This window comes from Pedobacter cryoconitis (genome assembly GCF_003259615.1).
GTDB lineage: Bacteria > Bacteroidota > Bacteroidia > Sphingobacteriales > Sphingobacteriaceae > Pedobacter > Pedobacter cryoconitis.
Window position 1 is genome coordinate 241,283 of record NZ_QLLR01000005.1, and the last position, 25,135, is coordinate 266,417.

Genomic DNA, 25,135 nt, shown 5'->3' on the forward strand with positions numbered 1-25,135 from the left:
TACACTGATAAACAGCATACTTTTGTATCAACAGATATTAAAATAAATAAGATGGCAACAACAGAAAATAAAATCGCAATAATAACAGGTGGTAGTCGTGGACTGGGCCGCAATACAGTACTTAGCCTTGCTAATAGAGGCGTGGATTCTATCTTCACTTACAATTCTGCTCAGGATGAGGCCGCCCAGGTTGCAGAACTTGCCAGAAAGGCCGGGGTTAAAGCTATTGCTTTGAAACTGGATACTGGCAATACCAGATCATTTGATAGTTTCGTTGAACAGGTACAAGCAGCATTAAAAGAGATGGGAGCAGAACGCTTTGATTATTTGGTGAACAATGCAGGAGTATCTCATCACAATTCTATTGTCAAAACTACAGAAGAAGAACTGGATCTGCTTTACAACGTTAACTTTAAAGGTGTTTTCTTTTTAACCCAGAAACTTTTGCCACTGATTAATGATGGAGGAAGTATTGTCAATCTATCCACTGGCCTGACGCGTTTTTGTGTCCCGGACAGCGGCCCATATGCTGCACTTAAAGGAGCGATCGAGGTTCATACACGTTATCTGGCCAAAGAGTTAGGCCCACGTGGAATCAACGTGAATGCAGTAGCTCCCGGTGCAATTCAAACTGATTTTAGCGGCGGTATGGTTCGGGATAATCCAGAGGTCAATAAGTTCGTTGCCAGTATAACGGCGCTTGGCCGTGCAGGAGTGCCTGATGACATAGGGCCTATGATTGCTTCCTTATTGACTGAGGATAACCGCTGGGTAACCGGACAACGGATTGAGGTTTCGGGTGGTACGCTTTTATAGAATTCATTATATTTAAAATTGTAAAATGCGATGCCCATGAATACCTCACTGGATGATTTTTATAAAAGGAACGGAGTACCTCTTCCTGAGGACATCAACCGTGAAATCGGACATTTCAATGTTTTTGAAATTGAGAAGCTTTTTAATAAAAATGATGGTACCCGCATTATGCCCTATAGCAGGAGAGCTTATTACAAAATAAGCTGGCTCCGGGGTAAAAGCAGGGCAGAATATGCCGATAAGGTAATTGATATTCAAGAGAGTGGGTTATTATTTGCTACGCCAAAGATTCCTTATCATTGGGTTCCTGAAAATGATGACCAAACCGGCATGTTCTGTATTTTTACACCGGATTTCTTTTTACCGGGAAAAACCGGGGTAATACTGGATGAGCTGCCGATCTTTCAACCCGGACATACACCTGTTTTTCAACTTTCAGCAGCGGAAATGACGGAGATAGAATATATTTTCCGAAAGATGCTCCGGGAAATGGAAACTGATTATAAATATAAGTATGATTTATTGCGAAACCTGGTCCTCGAGCTCATCCATTATGGCCAGAAATTACAGCCGATGTCAGCACTCAGTAGCTCACAAAATGCCTCAGAACGCATTTTCTCTTTATTTATCGAACTGCTGGAAAGACAATTTCCGCTTGAATTTACACATCAAAGATTAACTTTGCGTACAGCAAAAGATTATGCCGATCGCTTATCGTTGCATGTTAATCACCTTAATAAGGTATTAAAGGAGATTACCGGGAACACTACGACAAAGCTGATCAGCAACAGAGTGATTCAGGAGGCAAAGATTTTACTGAAACAGACGAATTGGAATATTGCAGAGATTTCTTATGTTTTAGGATTTGATGACCTTGGGCAGTTTTCCAACTACTTTAAAAAGCAAACCACTTTTTCACCCACGTCCTTCAGAGCTGAACCCATTCCGGTGGAGCGGCCTTAAGTGAAATGGCTTTAAGTGAAATGTTGTTAAAGTTAAACTGCTGCCAGGTTGATCGTTTCCAGGTGATCAAGAATAGTTACCAATGGAGTCTCTTTTTGATCTTTATACTTTTGGAATATTTCACTCAATATATCAAGGTGATCAGTTAGGTTTTGATAGATTAGCGTAAGGGGTAAAGGTAAAATATCAGGCGGTGGCATCAGGCTGTTATCAATCTGATGCAGCAGCGTAAGTACTTCTTTTAAAGCCCGGTCAAAGCTTCCAAAATTTGACGAAGTATTTAAAGTATCAGCAGCTATAGACATACCGCCTTGTTTTAATTCCTTTAAAATATCAAGATATGGAATACGGGATCTCAGCCCAAGGGATGTTTGTATATTATTTAATAATCTATTCGCGAAATCGGTTCCTGTCATCTAATTGGTCATTTGCTTTTTAAAGATATTTGGACTTACGCCAACTTCTTTTTTAAATAATCGTGAAAAGTAAGATAAATTTTCAAAACCCAGGGCATAAGCAATTTCAGATACGTTTTGATCTTTAGCAATGAGCCGGTTTTTTGCTTCAGAAATCAGGTAAATATGGATATGTTCCAAGGCCGTTTTCCCGCTTTCGACTTTTAATACATTACTTAAATAACCTGGAGATATATTTAGTTTTTCGGCCATATAATTCACAGACGGCAGCCCTTTACTATCCAGGAAATACAATTCCCATAATGTTTTTTCCTCCCTGGGAGAGAGGTGCAGTGCTTCATTGATTTCGTAATCGAAGTGATGATATTTCTTAATATCCTGATGAAGAGAATGGCCATTTAAAAAATCTTCATGAATAAATATCAGGAATGCTTCTTCTTCGAGTTCAAGATCTCTCATTTCTATGACTTGAAGTGGTTTAAAAAACAACATAGATCAATAAAGCACAATCTACAAAATCAGGAGTGTAGATTGTGCGTATATAAAGAATAAGCTGATTAGTGCCCGTGAGCTGCCACCGCCACCTCTTTCCACTGTTCAAATTCGGCAAGACGTTGTGCGTAGACTTGTTGAACTGCCGGATAAGCGATTTTGCCAAGCAGAAAGTGTAGCGGTGGGTTTTCACTATCGATTAATTGAAGAAATGCTGGTATAGTAGTTTCCGGATTACCCCAGCTTTCAGGTGTTGCCCCTTCTGAAAATGCCTTTTTTAGCGGACTGTAAACTTCGTTCGCTTCAGTCTGAATAGCTGATGCACCTGACCAGTCTGTAGAAAAGCCATTAGGTTCAATCAGGCTAACATTGATCCCAAAGCTTTTACTTCTGTTGCAAGCGTTTCACTCAGGCCGTTAACAGCATATTTCGAGGCATTGTAAAGACCTAAAACGGGTAGGGTAATTAAGCCTAAAAAGCTTGAAACCTGGATAATATGGCCACTGTTTTGTGCTCTCATTACTGGAACAATAGCCTGATTAAGCCAAAGCACACCGAAAAAGTTAGTTTCCATTTGTGCACGTGCTTGCTGTTCTGTAGTTTCTTCAATTGCGCCGAATAAACCGAAACCGGCATTGTTAACCAATACATCAATTCTTCCGAAATGAGCTTTAACTTGTTGTACAGCTTCAAAACAAGCTTCTCTATCATCCACATTCAGTTTAACAGGGAAAACTGAGTTTCCGAATTCTGAAACGAGGTCGTTTAAGTCTTCTATATTTCTTGCAGTTGCAGCAACTTTATCGCCACGTTTCAAAAGAGCTTTAGCCCATAATTTACCAAAGCCGCGTGAGGCACCGGTGATTAAGATTATTTTTGACATCACTTTATTTGTTTAATTAGCAGACCACAAATTTAGCGGGGGATGCCGGGCAGAGTTTATACAAAACATTGAATTATTAGCACAGATCAACGATATGGGGCAAATTCCTGCTTTACCACCCGAAACCTATTCCAGCATTCAACATTTTATAATTGTTGGCTACCCCATAAGAGGCAAATAAGGTCAGTACAGGAAATTTAAGCTGAAAACCCATATCAGCGCGGAAACCCTTAATATAAGTCGCATTGATATTAACCGGGTCGGCGAAAGTGGTATAGGATATTTGAGAGTCTTTTACACCATTTATAATCGGATAGTTCCCTTTCAAACCCAGCTCTGTTTTGGAGATATTATAGCCAGCAGAGATATATGGGGTGAAAAATGAAAACTCTTTGGAAAAAATAGCCTGGAAGAGGTAGTTATCCAGATTTCCATAAATTTCCTGCGTACTAAAGTCTGAAGACTCTTGTGGATCTGAAGGAACTAAAAAGTCTTCGGGCTGCAGGTTTAGTTTTTTGGAATAATGAAGTCTGCTGTAATTAAATGCCAGTGCAAAATCAAAAGGCATGGAATTTCCCCCTGCAGAAAAATCCTGAATCAGGTTATGTTTGATACCGAAACCAATCATACTCACTGAACCTATGCCTTTATTAAGTTTTACCTTTGGAAATGCCCGGACTGTCACATCAGTATTCTGAAAAAGACCCAAAGTAAACTGTAATTGCGGAGTGGGGACTACATCTTCGAACAAACCTCCCGGCATATTAAATGAAGTAAGTTTATTGCCATTGGTATCATAAATATCCATAGCAGGTCCATTCACATGCTTATCTCCACTAAAGGTCGGTGTAATAACCTGGTTGAGATTGGCAGGACGAATATTACTGGAAAGCCCAATTTGGGTAACATTGAAAGATCTTTCTGAGACTGGCACTACAACTGCCGTAGCAGTAGCCCTCAGCTCGAAATGAAATAAGCCAAGCGTTTTGGCAGTATTTGTCCAGCCGCTGTTCATACCCGCTCCAAGACCTTTTAACAGCGGCCGGCCGTAAGCGTCAACGAGTTTGGTGGCATCATTGGGGCCCGCTTTGATCAATTGTTCAAAACCAGTTTGTGCTTTAATACTATTTACTGCTAACAGCAGTGAGGTAAAAATTAGTATAAGTTCTTTTTTCATCAATATAAAATTGTATTAAATAATATCAGGTGCGACGTTTTTTATCCTGATTGATTTGATGTACTGCTGAGGCTTCTTTAGCCAGGAATTTCTTAATTGATAATATTATTCTTAAAATTTTAATCTTCATAAGCTGATTTGAAGGATAGCGTATACCAACAGTTACAAAGTTAGAGGGAATCAGAATTAAATCATCAGTGAACAAAGTGAAACGCTCAAAAGGTGAGTTGAAGTGTACAATTAATCAAGTGAAGCAAATACAAATCGTATTTTTCGGCCTTCGTACACCGTGAAATTTCCTGGATGTACAATTCAACCCCGACTTTGGCCGTTCCATGGCAGAATATTATCTTAGTTTAGTTTTTTGAAATACATTTGCAGATGTTCAAATCCTATCAGCTTAAATGGTTTTTTATCTTATCAGGCATTTTAGCAATAAGTACCCAGCTGTTGCGTAAAGAAAACTCCAGAGAAATAGCGTATTGGGAATATTTTAATTATGCACTTCAAAATTATGGGGTGATCCTGATTGCATGGCTGCCTTATGGATATTTTTTTAACCGCAAATTCTCCTGGCTTAAAAATTACACAAAGAATCTCCTGAGTATAGTAGTATCTATCTTCTTAGCTCTTGGATTATCTTATGTTTTTTTTCTTGTATTACCTCCCGATACTATAAATGAGAAGGCAATAGGTTTTAACAATTTATCAGACTTTAAGATCCACTTTGTGGCCTCCTTTTTTCTGGGGCTGATTTGTTATGTAGTTTTTTATAGTATTTATACCAATACTGCATTACAGCAAACAAAGCTGGAGAATGAAATTCTTGAACAGGCCCATCTTCGTGCACAGTTAATATCTTTACAGCAACAGATCAGTCCACATTTTTTATTCAATTCCCTAAGTACGCTTAAAACTATTGCACCCGACTGGGCCACCAAAAATTACATTATCCAGCTGGCCAGTGTATACCGGTATGTATTAAACTTCAACGAGCATCACCTTACCCCACTAAGTGATGAGATTAATTTTATCAGATCATATCTGTACATTATGAATGAACGTTTTGAGGATAGTTTGAAGATAGTCATCAATATAAAGGAAGAATACCTGAAATTACTGATCCCGTCACTTTCCTTACAATTATTAGTAGAAAACGCAATTAAGCACAACACGATTTCGGCCGAAAAACCATTAGAACTGACAATTATTACCGATGATGCACAAGTACTTACGGTAGTGAACAATTTTCAGCCAAAAAAAGTGCCTGCCGAAGGAACAGGGACAGGGTTGAAAAATATTCGGGAACGCTATAAATTGCTCGCTAATCAATCTATACAAGTTTTAAATGAGAACGGGAAATTTTCTGTCACTATACCTTTACTTACAAAATGAGAGTAGTCATAATCGAAGATGAGTTAAAAACGGCAAACGAGCTTAGGGATATGCTCGAGGGCATTGATGATGAAATTATAGTGGAGGCGGTGTTAAATTCAGTAGCCACTGCAACAGATTGGTTGAAGAGAAATCCTGCGCCCGATCTTATCTTTTCTGATATTCAGCTGGGGGATGGGCTAAGTTTTGAGATTTTCAGAGAAGTGCAAACTAACGCTCCAATTGTTTTCTGCACCGCATTTGACGAATATGCAATCCGGGCTTTTGAGTCCAATAGTATCGACTACCTGCTGAAACCTGTCGAGGAAAATATGGTAAAAAAGAGCCTTGACAAATATTATCGGCTCAATGTACATTTGACAAATAATAATCAGCATGTCCAGAATCTGAACAAAATCCTGGTCCAGATGGATTCAGCTTATCAGCAGAATATACTCGTTCATTACCGGGAAAAAATAATCCCCGTCCGGGTAATGGATATTCAGTTTATCTACGCTTCTAATGGTTCAGTATATTTGTATACTGCCAATGATAAAAGTTATGTCGTACAGTATACAATCGAACAATTGGAGACGCTGTTAAATCCGCAACTATTTTTCCGTGCCAACCGGAAGTTTATCATCAACCATGGATTTATTACCAATATCGAGCATTATTTCAACCGTAAACTTTTTGTGATGACCAAAAGTGAAGCCCCTGAAAAGATCATTATTGGCCGGGTTAAAGCTCCGGCTTTCTTAAAGTGGGTGGAGCAATAACCCACATTTTACTTCCTATTTTCCATTTTGTTCATTTCATGGTTCAATTTGTCCGTTTCATAGTCAAATTCAAAATCTGAAAGCCAATTCCGCATAGTTTTGCACAAAAGATAGCATCGCATAACCCTTTTAAGTTATGTACAGACGCTTTTAAGCAGAATATGAAGAAAAAGATAATATTGTCATTGATGTGTTTACTGCATTTCCATGTATACGCACAACAGAAATGGAATCTGAAGGAATGTATTGACTATGGACTCCAGAATAACCGCAATACTGCCGTTTATGAGAATGAAAAGAAAGCAGCTGATGCAAAGGCTAAAGAAGCGCTTTCAGACTATTTACCCAAAGTAAGTGTCTCGGCAACTGTAGAGGATAACTTAAAGGTTCAGGAATCAGTAATTCCGGCGGGGGTTTTCGGACCAACAGATATTCGTGTAGCTTTCAGTCAGAAATTTAACAGCAATGGGCTGGCACAACTCGATCAGACTATTTATGATCAGTCACTGCTAAATGGTTTGAAAGTCAACAAGTACAATAGCCAGCAGGCAGGACTGAATATCGTCAAGAACCAGGAAACTATCATTTATAATATTGGTAACGCTTATTACCAGATCATTGTATATAGAGAACAATTGCGGCTTTTGCGCGAAAACCTGGAGACTTACCAAAAGCAAATAGATATTTCTGCGTTACAGGTAAAAAAAGGGGTGACCCTTAAAAAAGACCTCGACAAGGTTACTGTAGATTATAATAACGCAGTCTCTCAGATCCGCGTAGCAGAAAGTAACCTGACACTTGCTGAAAACCAGCTTAAGTATGAAATGGGTTATCCGATGACCGGTCAGTTACAAGTTGAAAACCCTTCTGTAGAAGGCTTGAGTGCTGTAGTTCGTCCCGATCTGGATGATAACGGCTTTTTAGCAGACAAACGGACAGATTACCAGCTTTCCCAGGTCAATGCTAAACTTCTTGAAATAGATCAGAAAAGGATTAAGGCAGGGGCGCTTCCTAAACTTAGCGGATATGCCAGGTATGGTGCTGTAGGTTTTGGTAACACGCTTGGCCCGGCTTTTAAGAATTTAAGTCCATATTCTGTGATCGGGATCAAACTGAGTATTCCACTGTTTGACTTTTTTAAACGCAATGCGCAATACAATCAGGCGAAGTATAAAAGCCTCAATGCTGCTGAAAACTTAAAGCTGGACGAAGGCAAATATGAAATGGAATATCAAAATGCCAAAACCAAAATGATTAAGGCGAAGAGCAGCCTGGAAAGTGACCGGAGAAATATCGATCTGGCACAATCTGTCTTCAAGATAACTGACTTGCAATATAAAAAAGGTGTTGAAAATTTAACAGAGTGGCTCAATACCCAAAACTCGATTAAAGAAGCACAAAATAACTATCTCAACTCACTTTATAGTTTTCTGCAAGCCAGGTTAGACCTGGAAAAAGCGGCAGGCAGTCTTAAAACATTTTATACCTCACTTTAAATAGGAATCACCAAAGGCTCCATCTTACAAAAAAAACAATAGATGAAACGTAAACACATCATAATCCTGATCGTCGTAGTCAGTATCGGACTTATTATTTTTAAACTCGCTTCAAATAAAAGCAAGCTCAATGAAAAGGAAAACCCAAAGGTGGATACTTCTTCAGTACGCATACCTGTAAAAGTTGCGACAGTTAAAGAACAGCTGCAGGAAATCAATTTGGTAAAAACAGGAAGCCTTGCGCCATTTAAGGAAGCCAAAGTATTGTCAACAGTTGGCGGAACTATCGTGCAACTAAAATTCAACCTTGGAGATTATGTAACAGAAGGGCAGATCCTTGCAGTTATGGACACTAAATTGATACAGCTTGACCTGCAGAAAGCACAGACTAATGCAACTAAACTACGCCACGACCTTCAAACGTATACAGAATTACTGGAAGGGCAGGCAGCGACCCGGGAGAAAGTAAACGAAATCCGCCAAAACTATACAGATGCCGAAAACCAGGTGAGTCAGCTTAAAAAGCAGATTGCTGATGCGTCTGTCAAAGCACCTACAAGCGGGACAGTTTCTGCAAAGCTATTAGAGCAAGGTGTCTATGCCAATGCAGGGGCAGAGCTTGGAACAATTGTCAACCTTTCGCAGGTTAAAGTTCAGCTCAAACTTACTGAAAATGAAGTTTACCAGGCAAAACCGGGGCAGCAGATCAAAATCACAACAGATGTTTACCAGGGACAGGTTTTTAATGGTAAAATCACTTTTATCAGTCCTCAGGCCGATGAAACGCATAATTACCTGGTAGAGATCATTGCTGACAATAAAGATGGGTCTTTACTGCGTTCCGGTACATTCGTTTATGCTGACTTCTCCCGGAAAACCAAGCAAAACATTCTGTTGATCCCAAGGGAAGCCTTGACAGAAAGTGTCAAAGATGCGAGTGTTTATATTGTCCAGAACAATGTAGTTCACCAAAAGTCAATTAAAACAGGTGTGGAAATGAATAACCTGATCCAGGTGACCAGTGGCCTGAGTGCCGGTGAGGTTGTAGTGACTTCCGGACAAATCAATTTAAAAGAAGGCTCACCAGTTAGTGTCTCTAAATAAAACATCATCATGTCAATAATCGAAATTGCCGTTAAGCGGCCCTTATTAATTATTGTAGTGTTTACCGTGCTGTTTATTTTTGGTACCAAATCCTATTTTAGTTTAAACTATAACCTGCTTCCAAAAATCGAGATACCTACAGTTTCTGTGAGTACTGTTTATCCGGGAGCAGCAGCCGCTGAAGTAGAAACTTCAGTAACCAAGAAACTGGAAGATGCTTTCTCTTCAGTAGAAGGGCTTGATAAAATTACATCCACTTCGCAGGAAGGAGTGTCCAGCGTTATTATACAGCTGAAAAGTGGAACTGACATTGACCAGGCGGAGCGGAATATTCAGCGAAAAGCAGATCAGGTTCAGAATGATTTCCCCGATGATGCAGATAAACCTGTGGTGAATAAGATCAATCTGGAAGAAGTACCGGTTATTAAAGCCGGGGTAACTTCTACCAAATCTCCGCGTGAACTCTATGATTTTGTCGATAAACAACTGCTTCCCATCCTGCAGAACGTAAAAGGTGTAGGACGGGTAACGATAGTTGGCGGTGATGAACGCCAGATACAGGTCAATATAGATCAGAACAAACTAAAATCATATGGCTTAGGCATTGGTCAGATCTCCGATGTATTAAGTAAAGCGAACCAGTCATTTCCTGCCGGGAGTATAGAAACACGCGATCAGCAATTGTCTATACATTTTGATGCCAGCGTTGTTTCCCTTGCACAAATCAGGGGGTTGATTGTTCAGCAAAGACCAGGGGCGGGCAGTATTTATCTTAAAGATATAGCTGAAGTAGTAGATGCGACTGCCAAAACAACAGCGATCAATCACATCAATGGTATTCCATCGATTGGGATACAGATTATCAACAAAGTGATGCTAATGCGTTCGATGTCAGTGAACAGGTTAAAAAGAAATTTGAAGAAATACAGGCCACGAATAAAGATCAGGCTTTAAAATTCAGTATTTCCTCAGATCAGAGTATTTATACGCTGCGTTCTGCCGATGGGGTTATGGAAGATCTGGGACTTGCAGTTATCATCGTAGGTATAATTATGCTTGCATTTTTACACAGTTTCCGCAGTTCTATGTTTGTGCTCGTAGCGCTTCCGTCTTCTATCATTCCTACGTTTATTGCGATGTACTTTTTTGGTTTTTCGCTCAACCTGATGACATTGATGGCCATGTCATTAGTGGTCGGTATTCTGGTGGATGACTCTATTGTTGTACTTGAAAATATATACCGTCACCTGGAAATGGGCTCAGATAAAAAGACAGCTGCACTGGAAGGAAGAAGCGAGATTGGTTTTACAGCCCTGGCAATTACCGCAGTGGATGTCGTTGTATTTCTACCAATTGCGTTTGCAGGTGGTATCATTGGTGCATTACTTCAGGAATTTTCATTAGTCGTTGTATTTTCCACACTGATGAGTTTATTCGTATCCTTTACCGTTACCCCAATGCTCGCCAGCAGATTCGGTAAGATTGAAAAATTAAATGAGAAGACCCTGTGGGGCAAACTCAATCTCGGTTTTGAGCGCTTCCTGGATGGGCTTAAGGAAGATTATGGAAAGTTACTAACCATTGTAATCCATAAAAAAAGATGGCTGTTATCCGGAGTCATCTTACTGATCTTCGGAAGTATTTCTTTAGTTCCATTTGGTTTTATAGGTGCTGCGTTTATCCCGTCTGCAGATCAGGGAGAGCTGATGATTAATCTTGAATTAGCACCCTCTACTACGCTATATCAGACGAACATGATCACGCAACAGGCAGAAAAATTGATTATGAAGGAAAAGATCGTAACCAATGTCTTTTCCAGTATCGGTTTTACCAGCGGAAGTGTGGCAGGGACTACTAATAATAGTAACCTCGCAGAGATCACGGTTTCGATAGTAGATAAAAATGACAGGAGCATGTCTGCCGAAGATTTCGGTATTCAGCTTCAGCAAAAGTTAAGCGCGGCGATTCCTGGTGCAAAAATTACATCAGTCCCTACTTCTATTGGAGGAGGAGGTAATCAAGCACCTATTCAGATCGGAATTAAAGGTCTTGACCTTAAAGCGATCCGCAAAGTTGCGGAGGAATATAAAAAGCTTATTGCCACCGTACCCGGTACTAAGTTCGTTGAACTGTCTGTTAAAAATCAAAAGCAACAGGTTGAAGTTAACCTGAACCGTGAAAAGATGACCCTGCTGGGAATTGATGCCAGCCAGGTGGGGGCAGCTTTACAAAACTCATTCAGCGGTAATAAGAAAAGTAAATTTAAACAAGGCGGGAACGAATATGATATTCTGGTTAGTTTGGATCGCTATGACCGTTCTAATATCGATAACGTTAGAAACCTCTCTTTTACCAATAGTGACGGTCAATCTTTTGTGCTGAGCCAGTTTGCACAGGTAAGTGAAGGATTGGGCGAAAGTGTCTTGTCAAGAAGCGACCGCTTAGGCTCTATTAGTGTAAACTCAAACGTGGCCGGCAGACCTACGGGTTCGGTGAATGCGGATATTAAAAAGAAGATCAGCCAGGTGAAATTACCAGAAGGAGTTTCAGTCGAATTTCTGGGTGATGCTAAAAGTCAGGGTGACGCGTTTGGCAGTTTATTCTTTGCACTAGGGGTGGCTATTGTCCTGGTTTACCTGATCATGGTGGCTTTATATGAAAATGCAATCTATCCTTTTGTGGTTCTTTTCTCTATTCCTGTCGCACTGGTTGGCGCTTTACTCGCGTTGGCGCTGACTATGGAAACATTAAACATCTTCTCTCTGATTGGAATGATTATGCTGCTCGGCCTGGTTTCCAAAAATGCGATCCTGATTGTAGATTTTACGAATCAGCTGAAAGCCGAAGGGTACACCGTAGAGAAGGCTTTAATTGAAGCTGGAAAGGAAAGATTAAGGCCAATCCTGATGACTACACTCGCTATGGTATTCGGGATGCTGCCTATTGCGCTGGCCAGTGGTGCTGGTGCGGAAATCAAAAATGGGATGGCCTGGGTAATTATCGGCGGATTGACCAGTTCGATGATCCTGACCTTATTTGTTGTTCCGGCTATGTATCTCATCATTGAAAACCTGATGCTCAAATTTAAAAAGAAAAAAAACCGGGAAGACCAGTTATTGCTGGAAACTCACTAATAAATAGCTAATCACACATGAAGTACAAAACTCTATTTTATTTCCATATTTTAATCGCAGCCTGCTCTACAGCCAATGCACAAACTGCCCGCAAAGCTGCCGCAATCAAACGGATGACCGACTCTTTAACAATGGAAGGGCTGTCAGCCTTTGCCATGCGATACCCGCAATTAAGGCAGGCTTATTTTGCAACCGACTTTATTGGTAAAGCAGACGTTAAAGCCGAATTGAATGGAAAGGATCTCTATGAGGGTAAAATGAATATGACCAGGATCAGGTCTAATTTTAATGTCCCTATTTCAAACTGGGGTAAAAATGTAGTGACCGGGACAATAGGGTACCAGCAGCAGCATTTCAAAACGACCGAAATTAAAAGTTATGACCCTCGTTTTTCAACTGCTGATCTTAGTGAAACAAAGTCTACTGTTAGTTTATCGGCTAGTTTTGGGCGTTCGGATTCAATTTTTAATAAACTGATATTTTATGGGCTGGGTATTTCAGGTGTTACCGATGAGCTTTCCTCTATTAAAAGGCTTAATTATATAGGCTCTATATCAGTGCCCATTAAAAGAAATGAGACTTCTGCCTTAACAATAGGATTGGTCGTTATTATTGATCCATCTGCAATTATTCCCGCAGTACCAATAGTGAGTTACTGGCATAAATACAAGGCTTCGAATGTGGAATTATTCATTGACTTTCCTTCCAGAGTGGTTTTGAGAAAACAATTCACCAAAAAGACATGGGCTACTGTTGGATCTGAATTAGGGGGTAGTTTATTATTTTTCAACCTGGATCAGCCCTCATTACCGAGAAACAGTATCTATACCAATGCGGAAGTGCGTACAGGATTAACTTTTGAATACCTGGTGACTAAAAAACTAATCCTGGGTATGAGCGGCGGGCTTTTTACCACCACGCCATCAAGGATGTTTGACCGGAACGATAAACCTGATGACTACTTCTTTAAAGCGAAGAATGGTTCTGCTCCGTATCTTACTTTTTCAGTTTCTTTCCTGCCATTCCTGAAAAAGTTGTAAGAACCTGCTGGATAGTCCTTTAGTTATTAGGCTCAATATGAATCAGAATATTTGCTAACTCCGGAAGCTCAGCATGAAGTTTATCCTGCAGACGATGTGAAATGTCATGTCCTTCTTTAACAGAGATACTTCCATTAACCACGGCATGCAAGTCAATATGATATTGCATGCCAGCTTTACGCACGTAACATTTTTCAGTATCAATTACACCATTAACTGTTAAGGAAACCCTTCTGATGTTCACCACAAGGTCATCATATAAGTGTTCATCCATAATTTCACCTAATGCCGGCCTGAAAATTTTATAACTGTTATACAAGATGAAAGCAGCAGCGAAAAGGGCTGCAATATCGTCTGCTGACTCGTAACCTTTACCTAAAATCAATGCAACTGAGATCCCTATGAATGCGGCAATTGAAGTAATCGCATCACTGCGATGGTGCCAGGCATCTGCTTTTAAAGAGGAGCTGTTTGTCTCTATCGCCTTTTTCATCACCTTGCGGAAAGACATTTCTTTCCAGATAATAAGAGCCACCAATAAAATTAGTGTCCACGGTTTTGGCAAAGCATGCGGAGTGCCTATATTCTGAATACTTTCATAAGCAATAATTGTAGCAGAGGTGATCAAAAAGCCGACCACCAGGAAGGTTACCAACGGCTCAGCTCTTCCATGACCATAGGGGTGGTTTTCATCTGCTGGCCTGCTGGCATATTTAAGTCCGAAAAGAACAAGCAGTGAGGAAAATATATCAGCGGTTGATTCTATCGCATCAGCTATTAAAGCATAAGAGTTCCCGAAAACCCCGGCAATTCCTTTTAGGATGGCAAGGACGGTATTGCTTACTATACTAAAATATGTTGCGCGTACTGCTGTTTGATGATTAGTTATTTGACTACTATTAGGGCTTTTCACGGTGCAAAGTTAAAATAAATAGTACTTTTAATTTTAGAAAAATTATATAAATGAGATCTACAATATTCCTGCTCTTATTCGTGGCAACTTCTGCATTCGGGCAGCACATTAAAGACGAAGAAAAACAATTGAATGCAGCCTTTGACAAAACAAATTACTGGGCTTCTTATCAAGGCACGGATGGGAAAATCAATGCTGCAGATTCAGTATTGAGCTATGAGGTGGTATTTAGTAAACTGCTATTAAAAGTCACTGCTGCAGATCCTGAAACGATTCGTTATAATTTCGATGCACTGGTTAAAAACGGAATGGAAATAGTGACTTCTGAGGATGGGAATTTCAGGATATACTCCTGGGATGATCAAAGTGGCGGAACAATGAGAAGGTACCATAAAATCTTCCAGTTCAGGGATAAAAAAAGGGTTCTTTCCAAATCACTTCCTGGCATTGACATTGCTCTTTATAAGCAGATCAATGTGGTTGTTTCTCAGGGAAAGACTTTTTATGTCACACAAAATATCTCTATTTTAAGTTCGGCCCTGACTTATCATCAGCTAAAAGTATTCTCTATTGAGAATGGAAAATTAAATGATAAGGCAATCTTAATCAAAACCAAGTCAGGTATCATGAATAAATTAGGTTATGAAGTTGATCTGAGCAGTACAGCTAACAGCGGTCAGGAAGTTCCGGATTATTCAACTCAATATGATAAGAAAGATAAGATATTCACGATCCCATTAATACTTGCCAATGGTAAAGTAACCAATAAGAAAATCAGCTATCAGTTTAAGGGTAAGTATTTTGAGAAATTGTAATACGAAGAAATAAGTTCTAAACTTTTTTTAAAAGATTTGTTCTGGCCGATCTTGTTCCTGCTAAGATTAGCAATGCCGGGGTCAATGGGGAAGTAACGTTTTTCAATCAGCAGTGGCTGGACTTTTCAGGAATGAGTTTTGAAGATCTCAGGGATTTTGGTTATCACCATATGATGCACCCTGAGGAGATCCCTGAATTTCTGGAGGGTTTGAAAATATCAGCAGCAACAGGTATTCCTTTTGAAATGGAAATGAGATTCAGGAATATTCATGGGAAATATATCTGGCACCTGAACATTGCTTCTCCAATATTGGATGAGCAGGGACAGATCAGGATGTGGGTTGGCTCGACTACGGATATTCAAAAGTTAAAAGAAGAGGAGCAGCGTAAGGGAGACTTCGTGAGTATGCTGAGTCATGAACTTAAAACTCCGGTTACTTCTATTAAAGGATATGTTCAGTTATTATTGAAACTAGCGGATAAAGAAGAGGAAGAGCTGCCCCCCGGAAAACTTAAATCTTCACTCTTCCGCATTGATAAATTAGTGTTGCAATTAACTAACCTTATTTATGATATGCTGGATCTGACCAGGATAGAAGCAGATCAGGTGAAAATTAAATTGGAGCCTTTGGATTTGAATGAATTGATAACTGAGGTTACGGATGACCTCCGGTTTATTAATCCCAAACACCAGATTAATATTGACTATCAGTTTCATGGAGTGGTTAATGCGGATAGCAATAAGATTTCACAGGTTTTAATCAATTTTATCAGTAATGCGATCAAGTATGCGCCAAAGAGTGATGTGGTAGACATTCGTGTATTTGAAGCCGAAGCTGGTATGGCAGCGGTAAGTGTAAGGGATTATGGAATTGGAATAGACGAGAAAGAACATCATAAGGTATTTGAACGTTTCTATCGTGTGGAGGAGCAGTCAAATAAGATTTTCTCAGGTTTCGGTATTGGGCTTTTCTTAGCACAGTCTATTATCAGCAGGCATCATGGCAAGATTACAATTGATAGTGAGATCGGTAAAGGATCTGTGTTTACGTTTACGCTTCCTATTGTAAACTCATCTGTCTCAAAAGAAGAAGGAAATTAAATTTACAGGTTTCTAAAAATAAATCTATTTTAGCGCTTCTTTTTTAATACTGATGGATAAAACAACCCTGTTGAGCTGTGATCAACTCCTTAATATATTCTCTGCGTCACCTATTGCTACTGCAATATATACCACCGACAATTTAATTATTGAAGCAGCCACTGATGCTATGATTCGTTTCTGGGGGAAAGACAGGTCCATTATTGGTCTGCCGTTGATACAAGCAGTTCCGGAATTAAAGGGGCAGCCTTATATTGAGCTGTTAAAAACAGTCTTAAGAACTGGTGTCACTAATACTGGAAAAGGTGTGCCAGCAATATTGGAATCTGACGGTGTTTTAAAAACAACTTATTATGACTACGAATATAAAGCTGTAAAAAACGATAAGGGGGAAAGCTATTGCATTTTACACCACGCAACAGATGTAACTGAGCGTATTCTGGGGGTAAAAGCAATCGAGAATGAAAAGCAGCTGATTGTTAATTTAGAAAGTGAACAAGCTTTAAATGAAGAACTGACTGCCGCAAATGAAAAAATATCGGCGGCGTACGAAGAGTTATATACAATCAATGAAGAATTAAATAATAGTCAGCAGGCTCTTTATAAACTGAATGCAGTGTTAGAAGACCGTGTGACTGAAAGGACAAAAAGTCTGATCAGCAGTGAAAATAATCTGCGCTATTTAATCAATGATGCGCCTGTTGCTATTGGGGTTTTAAATGGACCAGACCTTAGCATTGAATCTGCTAATAAATATTTGCTGAATATTTGGGGAAAATCAAATGAAATTATAGGTAAACCTCTTCATACTGCTATCCATGAGCTTTATGGGCAATCTTTTTTAGCTTCCTTAGCAGAGATTCTGGCAAACGGTAAGTCTTTTGCAGGGGAGGAAGTTAAAGGAGTACTGGACAATGATGGCAAAAAAGAAGAATTTTATACTAATCTTATTTTTAAGTCCTTAATTGATGAAGCTGGTGAAACTGAAAAATTCATTGTCATCGCAAAAGACGTTACTGAAAAGGTTAAATCAAGGATTCTCCTGGAGGAAAGTAAACACAGGCTGAGTGAAATGATCATGACTACGCCTGTAGCAATGGCTCTTTTTAATGGTAAAGATTTGATTATTGAAAAGGCAAATCATGCGATGCTTACCGATACATGGCATCGTCAGCAAGAAGAAGTGGTAGGCAAGAAGCTGATCGAAGCTTTCCCAGAATTAGAAGGGCAGCAGTTTCCACAGTTGCTAATGGATGTGTTTGATTCCGGAGTTCGCATTGCTATGCCTGAGGTACCGGTAAAAATAGTGCTATCAGATGAATCTGTTAAGGAGATTTATGTTAATTTTTCGTATGATCCTTTGAAGAATAAGGCTGGCCAGGTGGAATCCATTTTAGCCACAGTAATTGACATTACTGATACGGTAACCGCAAGGCAATTACTGGAAAGAAGTGAGGTTAAGCTTCAGGCTTCTTTAGAAGAGATTGCTGCAACAAATGAAGAACTTCAAGCTTCTTCCGAAGAACTGGCCGCAACAAATGAGGAGCTTCAGGCTTCTTCGGAAGAATTGGCTGCAACCAATGAAGAACTCCAGGCATCGATGGAAGAATTGGCCGCAACCAATGAAGAAATAGCCGCTTCGCATGAAGAGGTGCTGAGTACCAATGAGGAACTGATGTCTACTCAGGACCAGTTGGAACAAATGGTTTTCAAGATCAGAGAGAGTGAGAACCGCTTTAAATTTTTATTGAATTCTATTCCACAGCAGGTTTGGACAGCTTCGGATGCTGGGGAACTTAATTATTTGAACGAGCGGGTATGTACCGATTTTGGGTATGAAAATGAAGAAATTATTGGTCATGGATGGCAAAAGTTTATTCACCCTGATGATCTGCCCCAGGCTTTAGTTAATTGGGCAGCGGCGCTAAAAAATGGTAACGAGTATTTAGTCGAATTCCGTTTATTATTTAGTGATGAAACTTATAGATGGCATCTGGCAAGAGCCCTTCCTTTGATAGAAAATGACAAGGTAACTTTATGGATTGGTACCAATACAGATATTCATCTGCAGAAGACCAATGAACAGTTAAAGGATGAATTTATATCAATTGCCAGTCATGAATTAAAAACCCCGTTAACGAGTATAAAAGCATTTAACCAGTTGATTGTAAGAACTAAGGATCAGAGCAGGTTAAATGGATTTGTGCTTAAGTGTTCAGATAACATTACCAGGCTGGAGAAACTGATTGCAGATTTGCTGGATGTAACGAAGTTAAATGCGGGTAAGATTGAGTATAATATGGCTCCGTTTAGTTTTAAAAAACTATTAACTGATACTATAGAAAGTGCACAGCATATATTTCCTTCTCATCAGATTATACTGGAAACTTGTTGTGATTTTGAATTTACCGGAGATCAGTTTAGATTAGAACAGGTCATCAATAATTTTCTGACCAATGCGGTGAAATACTCTCCTCAGGGGAAGTTCGTATTGGTTAACAGTCATTTTGATCAGGAACATGTCTCTGTTTCTATCAAAGATTTTGGTATTGGTATAGCGCCTTCACATATCAATAAGTTATTTGACCGCTATTTCCGGGTTGATAGTACAGCTATGCGATTTGAGGGTTTAGGACTTGGCTTGTTTATCTCCTCCGAAATACTAAAACGACATAACGGTGAGGTCGGGATAGAGAGCGAGCCCGGAAAAGGATCAACTTTTCACTTCAGACTTCCGCTAATTCCTAAAAAGTCAGAACTAGAGAATATACTATCCAGAAGTGAAAATTAACTTCCGTAAATGTGCAGAAGATTAAGTAAATATAAAGCTTAATCGTGTATCAAAAAAGATAACTTTTATGTGTAGGAATGTGTTTGCAGTTATTGCTTGCACCGCATACATTTGCGTTCGTTTTTCTACACCACACACATGAAAATTAACCAAAAAAAACATTTATGGACTGTAGCTGGTATCCTTCTTTTTATCGGGATAGCGGCTACAGATCAGGCAAATGCAGAAAAAGTTTCCAAATTACTTTCCTTAAGCTGCACTTTTTCATTCTGGGAAAAGCCACTTAAAGATAATAACAAGCCAGAAGCCAATAATAATGTTTTTTTATATTGATAATTTATATTTTCGGCAATAGTATGATTTTTTTTCTGAATATTACTTGCTATATCTATCTTTCACTAATAAGATAAATTCTCGGTGGATTTTCATACTTTATTATTGACGAGAAGCGCATATTTGCAATTCATTTTATCTTTGTTGAATTATAAATAAGTGTAATGATGGTGAATATTCAGGTGCCCGAAATTTTAACAAGTCATCAGCAGCTGACCACAAAGGATATTTCTTTCGTGTATTACAATGAACTTACACCTGCCGGAAGAAACCTCATCACTTTTAATAAATGTGCTATAAGTTTTATCCTAAGCGGGCAAAAAGAACTTTACCGTGGTGCTGAATGTACCCTTGTTAGTGAGCAGGAGGCAATATTAATACCAAATGGAAATGCGCTTATAGCCGAAAGAAAACTGAATACTAAAAAATACAGTAGTTTTGTTGTATTCTTTCCTGCACAACTGGCACAAGCATTTATAGAAAAATATCTAATCAAAAAGCCAAATCTTCAGCAGCTGGACGAAACAGCCGAAAAAGATACTTTTTTTAAGTTTCAGCAAACAGCCTATATTACGGAATATCTCAATGGATTAATTCAATTGATTAAGAGGGGGGAGTCTGTGCCTTTAGCTTTGTTATCACATAAGCTGGAAGAGCTTTTTCTCGTCCTTATGGAAAGTTTTCCTGCGCATCTTTACAAGATATTTATGCCAGTTGTATCAGATAATGCGAACAGACTCAGAGAAATCGTAGAGGCCAGCATCCTGAAAAATCTGACGCTGACTGAGCTGGCATTTCTTACCAATCGAAGCCTTGCTACGTTTAAACGTGATTTTGAAAAGGAGTACCATGTTTCACCTGGAAAGTATCTCAGGGAAAGGAAGCTGGATGCCGCACAACATCAATTGAAAGAAGGAGCTTCTATTCATGAAATCTACCTTCAGTTGGGATATGATAATGTGTCAAATTTTGCAGCGGCTTTTAAAAATAGATTTGGTTTGTCTCCCGTTATTTATCAGTCCAAAACTCAAAATTGAGCTGAAAACACTAAGCTTTGAGCTGAATTCATTATTGTATATCCTTAGCATAGCAGATTTTTGTATCAGGATAAACAAGAAAATAATCATTTACAGCAAAAGATAATTTATATGGACACTATCAAAGAACAATTCAACAGTATATCTAAACAATATGACGCGCAGAGAAAACACCTGATTCCGTGTTTTTATGATTTTTATACCAGCTGCTTACCCATCATCGATACCTTGACAACCGCAAAAAAAGTTTTGGATATAGGAGCGGGGACAGGCCTTTTCTCCCAGTTTGTCTATGAGCAAAGAAATGATCTGCATTTTACCTTAATTGATATTTCTACAGAAATGCTGTCTGTTGCTAAAAAGCGTTTTAATGGACTGAATAATTTTGAGTTTCTCGAACAGGATTTTTCAATCGGGCCGATTGCTGAAAAGTATGACCTTATCATTTCAGCGCTGGCTATTCACCATCTGGAGGATGAACAAAAAGCGACACTTTATCGATCTGTTTTTAATGCACTTCATCCAGGTGGGGTATTCATCAATGCGGATCAGGTTGAAGGACGCACACCTTGGTATGACAGCTATTATAAATCAAAATGGAAAGAGACTGTGCTGAATTCTGATCTTGATCAGCAGGCTGCAGAGCAGGCTTTTGAGCGGATCAAACTGGATAAGTTTGCTAAGCTTGAAATACAGCTGCAAATGTTGGAAAATGCAGGGTTCTCACAAACAGACTGTATTTACAAGTACAATAATTTTGTGGTTATGTCTGCGATGAAAACAGCATGATCATAAAACAGAAGTCTCTTGATCCAGGAAGCAATATTAAATCTGGTGGGAGTCAGGAGTCCCTTATAGTGCATTTGTCTAATCGATGTTTTAGATAGAATTAAGCTAATTTTGAAAAGAAATTAATAATATCTTCTGAAAGTAATTCAGGTTGTTCCACTGCGGCAAAGTGCCCGCCGGCAGGCATGGTTGTCCAGTGGCAAATGTTAAAACCTTTCTCTATATAAGAACGTGGTGGTGTAGGCAGTTCTTTTGGGAATTTTGCAAAACCAACTGGAACATTTACATAATCACCTTTCTTAAAGATGAGGGGCTTTTTACTGTTTTCGTTATAAATCCTCATCGAGGAATGTATGGTTTGCGTTATCCAGTACAGGGTGATATTGGCAAGCAGTTCATCCTTCGTAAAGTTATTTTCGATATTTCCGTTATGATCACTCCAGCCATTGAATTTTTCAATGATCCATGCGCATAATCCAACAGGAGAATCATTTAGTCCATAGGCAGCTGTCAGAGGTTTCGTAGCATGGATATAAGCGTATGCGCCTTCCCTTGCCGACCATTCAGCTGCGGTTTTCTGAAAGGCTACCACTTCCTCAGAAAGCTGTTCTCCATCTTCTAAATAAGGTTTATAAGATCCAGAGATATAGTTAAGATGCAGGCCGATCACGTTAGATGGATGTTTTAAAGCTAACCATGTACTAATCCCAGAACCTATATCACCACCTTGTGCGCCATAACGTTTATACCCCAGTTCCAGCATAAGCTGATGCCAGAGGTCAGCGACAAATTCGCTATTGCAGCCAGAATGAACCATTTTATCCGAAAATCCAAATCCTGGAATTGATGGGATAACCAGGTCAAAAGAAAAGTTGGCACCTTCAGTTAGCAGGGGTATTAACTTCATCATTTCCAAAAACGAGCCTGGCCAGCCATGGGTGATAATCAAGGGTACTGATCGCTTACCTTTGTCTTTTATATGGAGAAAGTGGATCTGATGTCCATCAATTTCAGCGGTGAAATTTGGGTAGGCATTGATTTCAGTTTCAACTTTTCTCCAATCAAATACATGTTGCCAGTAATTTGCTAATTCTTTCATGTAGGAAAGATCAGCACCATAATTCCATCCAGATCCGGTTAGTTCATCGGGCCATCGGGTTAACGCTAATCTTAATTTCAGATCATCGAGGGTTTGTTGCGGAACGTTAATTGAAAAAGGTTTTATCATAGGGATAGGGGTAGGCTGGTCTTTAGTAAATGTATTACAAATAGTAGCAGGTTTATGTGGAATTACGAATTAAAAAAAAATAATTATAGGGGATTAGGGATTAAATTTCAAGTTTTGGGTTTGATATTTTCTTAGTTCAAAGCACATGATTACGATTCTTTAATAAGCTGATTACTTCCTGATTTTTTCAGGCTTGCTACTTTTACGAAAGCTCTCTAATGCCTTTCGGTTTCCATTGATTGTTTCATTATGCCCAGTACAGAACTTTTGAAACAACCAGTACTCCAAACTGCTGCTTTAAAAATGAAATCGCCCAGGATTCCCTTTAAAAATTTACCCGTTAAATTTCCCATAATAAATAAATGCTTTCCACCAATGTAAGGTATTAGCGTTAAAGATTATCCTGATAAGTAAAAAATGTCCGTAATTGTCCGCAGCTGTCTGCAATTGTCCGTAGTTGTCCATTTTCTGGTCAAAGGAAAAATTATAATTTCATTAATCTTCATCCGGTTATGATTGAGTTGTGCCTGAATAGAGGTCGGGGTGACACCAGGTTGTAAACGGGTTGTAGGCATGGCAACTCTAAGTCTTTTCAACTAGTTGTTTTGACTCGGACTTGCCATGCTCTCGCGTTACTTTAGCATTGCTCTTACCCTAACGAGTACTCAGGCAGTACCCGGGCAGTACCCGGCCGATATAGATTTATTATTAAGCTATTTTGAATTTATTTACTAACAGCCCGGCATTGTTTCGGCTGAGTCATTCCCATGCAAATTGAAAGCTTTCAGCGCAACTTCCACAGGCATAAGAGCATCCGTGATAGCAAAGACTTTCTGTTTAGCGTGTCAAAAATTTATGCTTAAAAAAGAGCCTGCTCCACAAGTTTATGACTTGATCCAAAATGCTTTCGCTGCGCTCAATGACCTTTTTTGTTTTAACCTGGGCTTTGAGCTGAAAGGCTCAGACCGGTTTAAAACAAAAAATGCCACCCGAAGGGTAGCATTTTTGTTTGGCGGAGAGTGGGGGATCGACCGAAACCGATTTTAAGTACTCTTTAGCCCGTATTTTATATCTTTTTTGTTCTTAGGGCACCTAATTGGGGCACCATCAAAACAGCACAAAATCGCTATTCCTTGTATATTCTAATTTACACAAATAATTGGAATTAAGCAAATAAAGTTTCTTTAAATTTTTGTTTGGAGAACAAAATGAATTTAGAGTGAAAAGAGATTTAAGCCTATAACTCCTTGTTGTTTCTGTCCATTTGAAAGAGATTCTCTGGGAATAAATAATCTCTCAACTAAGCTAAATAATACATGACCAATTTTCTAAAAATTATAAATCTACTGGCATGCTTATTGTAATTGTTTAATAAACAACAAATTATGTCCTCGTTAATGCCACCTTGAAATTCACAGATAATCCTGTTAAAGTTTATCGTATTCTTCAATGTAATTATTCATTTCATCAAAAACTGATGATAAAATAAGACCCAGCTCTCCATCTTTAGGAGGTAGCATATATACTCAAATTACAACACCTAATTATAAATCTATGTATTTATATGACAAATATTAAATATGATCATTCCCCAAAAAGACCTACAAGGTGCTGTATATCCGACACTTAGGGTTATTATCTTTATATTTTGTACGCTTTTAATGTGTTTATTCATTACCCCGTTTTTGGGGATAGCTAGTTCCTATCATGCTTTACTCGAAGATGGGGTGGCTGTCTTTGTGTTTTTTAGATTTTTGATACTGATAACAATAACCCTTTTTTCTTTTGCATTATTGTTTTTTTTGGGGAGGATATGCAAAAGAAAGACAACCAAATTGACTTATTTAATCATGTTTATCATACTTCTAACAATTGGTATCTGGGCTACGCTTTCATTTTTAGATGGTAACCTCTGGAACTATCGAAAACCAGAAAAAATAATCTTTAAATAGTAATCTAACACCTCGTTTTCTACGCTACATTTTTTGTTCAAGTTCCTATTTAATTTATTTTAGATTTTCATTTCTTGACGGAAATCTTTGGAGCTAATTCTATAAGCTATATTCATTTTATCATGTTTGATGCAATAAAAAAGACATATCGTTATTATTTCTACAGAATGTATTTGTTTTACTTGAAAAAGTGGAACAATAATAAAAACATAGCACTAGTTGTTGCGGATATTTCTATGGCAACTAGCTTTATGTTCAATTTTGGTACTATTGTGATACTTTTAAATGTTTTTTTTAATATTTGGATACTGCCCGATTATAGTACTCACAAATTTGCAATGATCTTCGCTGTCTTAGTAATTGATCTAATTTATATCACCTTTAATAGCATTTTTCTTATAAATAAACACTATTGTCCGGTAAAACTTAGAACTATCGATTTAATATTTATAGATAGCTATTAGTCAATTATTTATGTTTGTTTTTTTGGGGTTTTCAAA

Annotated in this window: 21 protein-coding genes and 1 pseudogene; 15 read left to right on the top strand and 7 right to left on the bottom strand. The window is 38.7% G+C overall.

Going from position 1 to position 25,135, the window contains the following annotated elements:
* Positions 1 to 51: 51 nt before the first annotated feature.
* On the top strand, positions 52 to 816 hold the full coding sequence (locus LY11_RS08675) for an SDR family NAD(P)-dependent oxidoreductase (protein ID WP_111633312.1): 765 nt from the start codon (positions 52 to 54) through the stop codon (positions 814 to 816).
* Between the two features lie 36 nt (positions 817 to 852).
* A complete protein-coding gene (locus LY11_RS08680) occupies positions 853 to 1,779 on the top strand; it encodes a helix-turn-helix domain-containing protein (protein ID WP_111633313.1) in 927 nt (308 codons plus the stop codon).
* A 32-nt stretch (positions 1,780 to 1,811) separates the two neighbouring features.
* On the opposite strand, the gene LY11_RS08685 is transcribed toward LY11_RS08680, so the two are convergent.
* From LY11_RS08685 to LY11_RS08700, 4 genes are all read right to left on the bottom strand, one after another.
* On the bottom strand, positions 1,812 to 2,195 hold the full coding sequence (locus LY11_RS08685) for a hypothetical protein (RefSeq protein WP_111633314.1): 384 nt from the start codon (positions 2,193 to 2,195) through the stop codon (positions 1,812 to 1,814).
* Positions 2,196 to 2,654, bottom strand: coding sequence for a helix-turn-helix domain-containing protein (locus LY11_RS08690; protein ID WP_245952663.1), 459 nt, complete (start codon positions 2,652 to 2,654; stop codon positions 2,196 to 2,198).
* A gap of 391 nt (positions 2,655 to 3,045) precedes the next feature.
* Entirely contained in the window at positions 3,046 to 3,570 is a 525-nt protein-coding gene (locus LY11_RS27045; protein ID WP_245952664.1) for an SDR family NAD(P)-dependent oxidoreductase, read from the bottom strand.
* A gap of 112 nt (positions 3,571 to 3,682) precedes the next feature.
* Complete coding sequence (locus LY11_RS08700; RefSeq protein WP_111633316.1) at positions 3,683 to 4,747, bottom strand: DUF6588 family protein; 1,065 nt, start codon at positions 4,745 to 4,747, stop codon at positions 3,683 to 3,685.
* 381 nt (positions 4,748 to 5,128) lie between these two features.
* On the opposite strand from LY11_RS08700, the gene LY11_RS08710 reads away from it, so the two are divergent.
* The 6 genes and pseudogenes from LY11_RS08710 to LY11_RS08735 all read left to right on the top strand — a co-directional run bounded on the left by LY11_RS08710 (position 5,129) and on the right by LY11_RS08735 (position 13,674).
* Positions 5,129 to 6,142: a sensor histidine kinase gene (locus tag LY11_RS08710; RefSeq protein WP_111633318.1), complete on the top strand. Its 1,014-nt coding sequence runs from the start codon at positions 5,129 to 5,131 to the stop codon at positions 6,140 to 6,142.
* The gene (locus LY11_RS08715) at positions 6,139 to 6,900 is read left to right on the top strand and encodes a LytR/AlgR family response regulator transcription factor (protein WP_111633319.1); all 762 of its coding nucleotides are present in this window, start codon (positions 6,139 to 6,141) and stop codon (positions 6,898 to 6,900) included. Before LY11_RS08710 ends, LY11_RS08715 begins: the two co-directional genes overlap by 4 nt.
* Positions 6,901 to 7,061: 161 nt before the next feature.
* Positions 7,062 to 8,396 (top strand): TolC family protein, encoded by a 1,335-nt coding sequence (locus LY11_RS08720; protein ID WP_111633320.1) that lies wholly within the window; start codon positions 7,062 to 7,064, stop codon positions 8,394 to 8,396.
* Between the two features lie 42 nt (positions 8,397 to 8,438).
* Complete coding sequence (locus LY11_RS08725) at positions 8,439 to 9,500, top strand: efflux RND transporter periplasmic adaptor subunit (protein WP_111633321.1); 1,062 nt, start codon at positions 8,439 to 8,441, stop codon at positions 9,498 to 9,500.
* A gap of 9 nt (positions 9,501 to 9,509) precedes the next feature.
* Positions 9,510 to 12,634: pseudogene (locus tag LY11_RS08730) on the top strand (efflux RND transporter permease subunit).
* 17 nt (positions 12,635 to 12,651) lie between these two features.
* A complete protein-coding gene (locus tag LY11_RS08735; RefSeq protein ID WP_111633322.1) occupies positions 12,652 to 13,674 on the top strand; it encodes a DUF6268 family outer membrane beta-barrel protein in 1,023 nt (340 codons plus the stop codon).
* A gap of 19 nt (positions 13,675 to 13,693) precedes the next feature.
* Here LY11_RS08735 and LY11_RS08740 read toward each other — a convergent pair whose 3' ends face one another.
* Positions 13,694 to 14,587 (bottom strand): cation diffusion facilitator family transporter, encoded by an 894-nt coding sequence (locus LY11_RS08740; RefSeq protein WP_245952665.1) that lies wholly within the window; start codon positions 14,585 to 14,587, stop codon positions 13,694 to 13,696.
* Between the two features lie 50 nt (positions 14,588 to 14,637).
* Here LY11_RS08740 and LY11_RS08745 point away from each other — a divergent pair, with 50 nt between their 5' ends.
* The 6 genes from LY11_RS08745 to LY11_RS08770 all read left to right on the top strand — a co-directional run bounded on the left by LY11_RS08745 (position 14,638) and on the right by LY11_RS08770 (position 21,455).
* Positions 14,638 to 15,402: a hypothetical protein gene (locus tag LY11_RS08745; protein ID WP_111633323.1), complete on the top strand. Its 765-nt coding sequence runs from the start codon at positions 14,638 to 14,640 to the stop codon at positions 15,400 to 15,402.
* A gap of 65 nt (positions 15,403 to 15,467) precedes the next feature.
* Complete coding sequence (locus tag LY11_RS08750) at positions 15,468 to 16,505, top strand: PAS domain-containing sensor histidine kinase (RefSeq protein ID WP_262510913.1); 1,038 nt, start codon at positions 15,468 to 15,470, stop codon at positions 16,503 to 16,505.
* 52 nt (positions 16,506 to 16,557) lie between these two features.
* A complete protein-coding gene (locus tag LY11_RS08755; protein WP_111633325.1) occupies positions 16,558 to 19,296 on the top strand; it encodes a PAS domain S-box protein in 2,739 nt (912 codons plus the stop codon).
* A gap of 138 nt (positions 19,297 to 19,434) precedes the next feature.
* On the top strand, positions 19,435 to 19,629 hold the full coding sequence (locus LY11_RS08760; protein ID WP_111633326.1) for a hypothetical protein: 195 nt from the start codon (positions 19,435 to 19,437) through the stop codon (positions 19,627 to 19,629).
* A gap of 164 nt (positions 19,630 to 19,793) precedes the next feature.
* Entirely contained in the window at positions 19,794 to 20,666 is an 873-nt protein-coding gene (locus LY11_RS08765) for a helix-turn-helix domain-containing protein (protein WP_111633327.1), read from the top strand.
* Between the two features lie 111 nt (positions 20,667 to 20,777).
* Entirely contained in the window at positions 20,778 to 21,455 is a 678-nt protein-coding gene (locus tag LY11_RS08770) for a class I SAM-dependent methyltransferase (RefSeq protein ID WP_111633349.1), read from the top strand.
* Between the two features lie 100 nt (positions 21,456 to 21,555).
* Here the strand turns inward: LY11_RS08770 and LY11_RS08775 are convergent, their stop codons facing one another.
* Positions 21,556 to 22,683, bottom strand: coding sequence for an epoxide hydrolase family protein (locus LY11_RS08775; protein WP_111633328.1), 1,128 nt, complete (start codon positions 22,681 to 22,683; stop codon positions 21,556 to 21,558).
* A 398-nt stretch (positions 22,684 to 23,081) separates the two neighbouring features.
* A complete protein-coding gene (locus LY11_RS26505) occupies positions 23,082 to 23,279 on the bottom strand; it encodes a hypothetical protein (protein ID WP_146610816.1) in 198 nt (65 codons plus the stop codon).
* Positions 23,280 to 23,538: 259 nt separating this feature from the next.
* On the opposite strand from LY11_RS26505, the gene LY11_RS08780 reads away from it, so the two are divergent.
* Positions 23,539 to 23,730, top strand: a complete 192-nt coding sequence (locus LY11_RS08780) for a hypothetical protein (protein ID WP_111633329.1) — start codon at positions 23,539 to 23,541, stop codon at positions 23,728 to 23,730.
* The last annotated feature ends 1,405 nt before the right edge of the window (positions 23,731 to 25,135 follow it).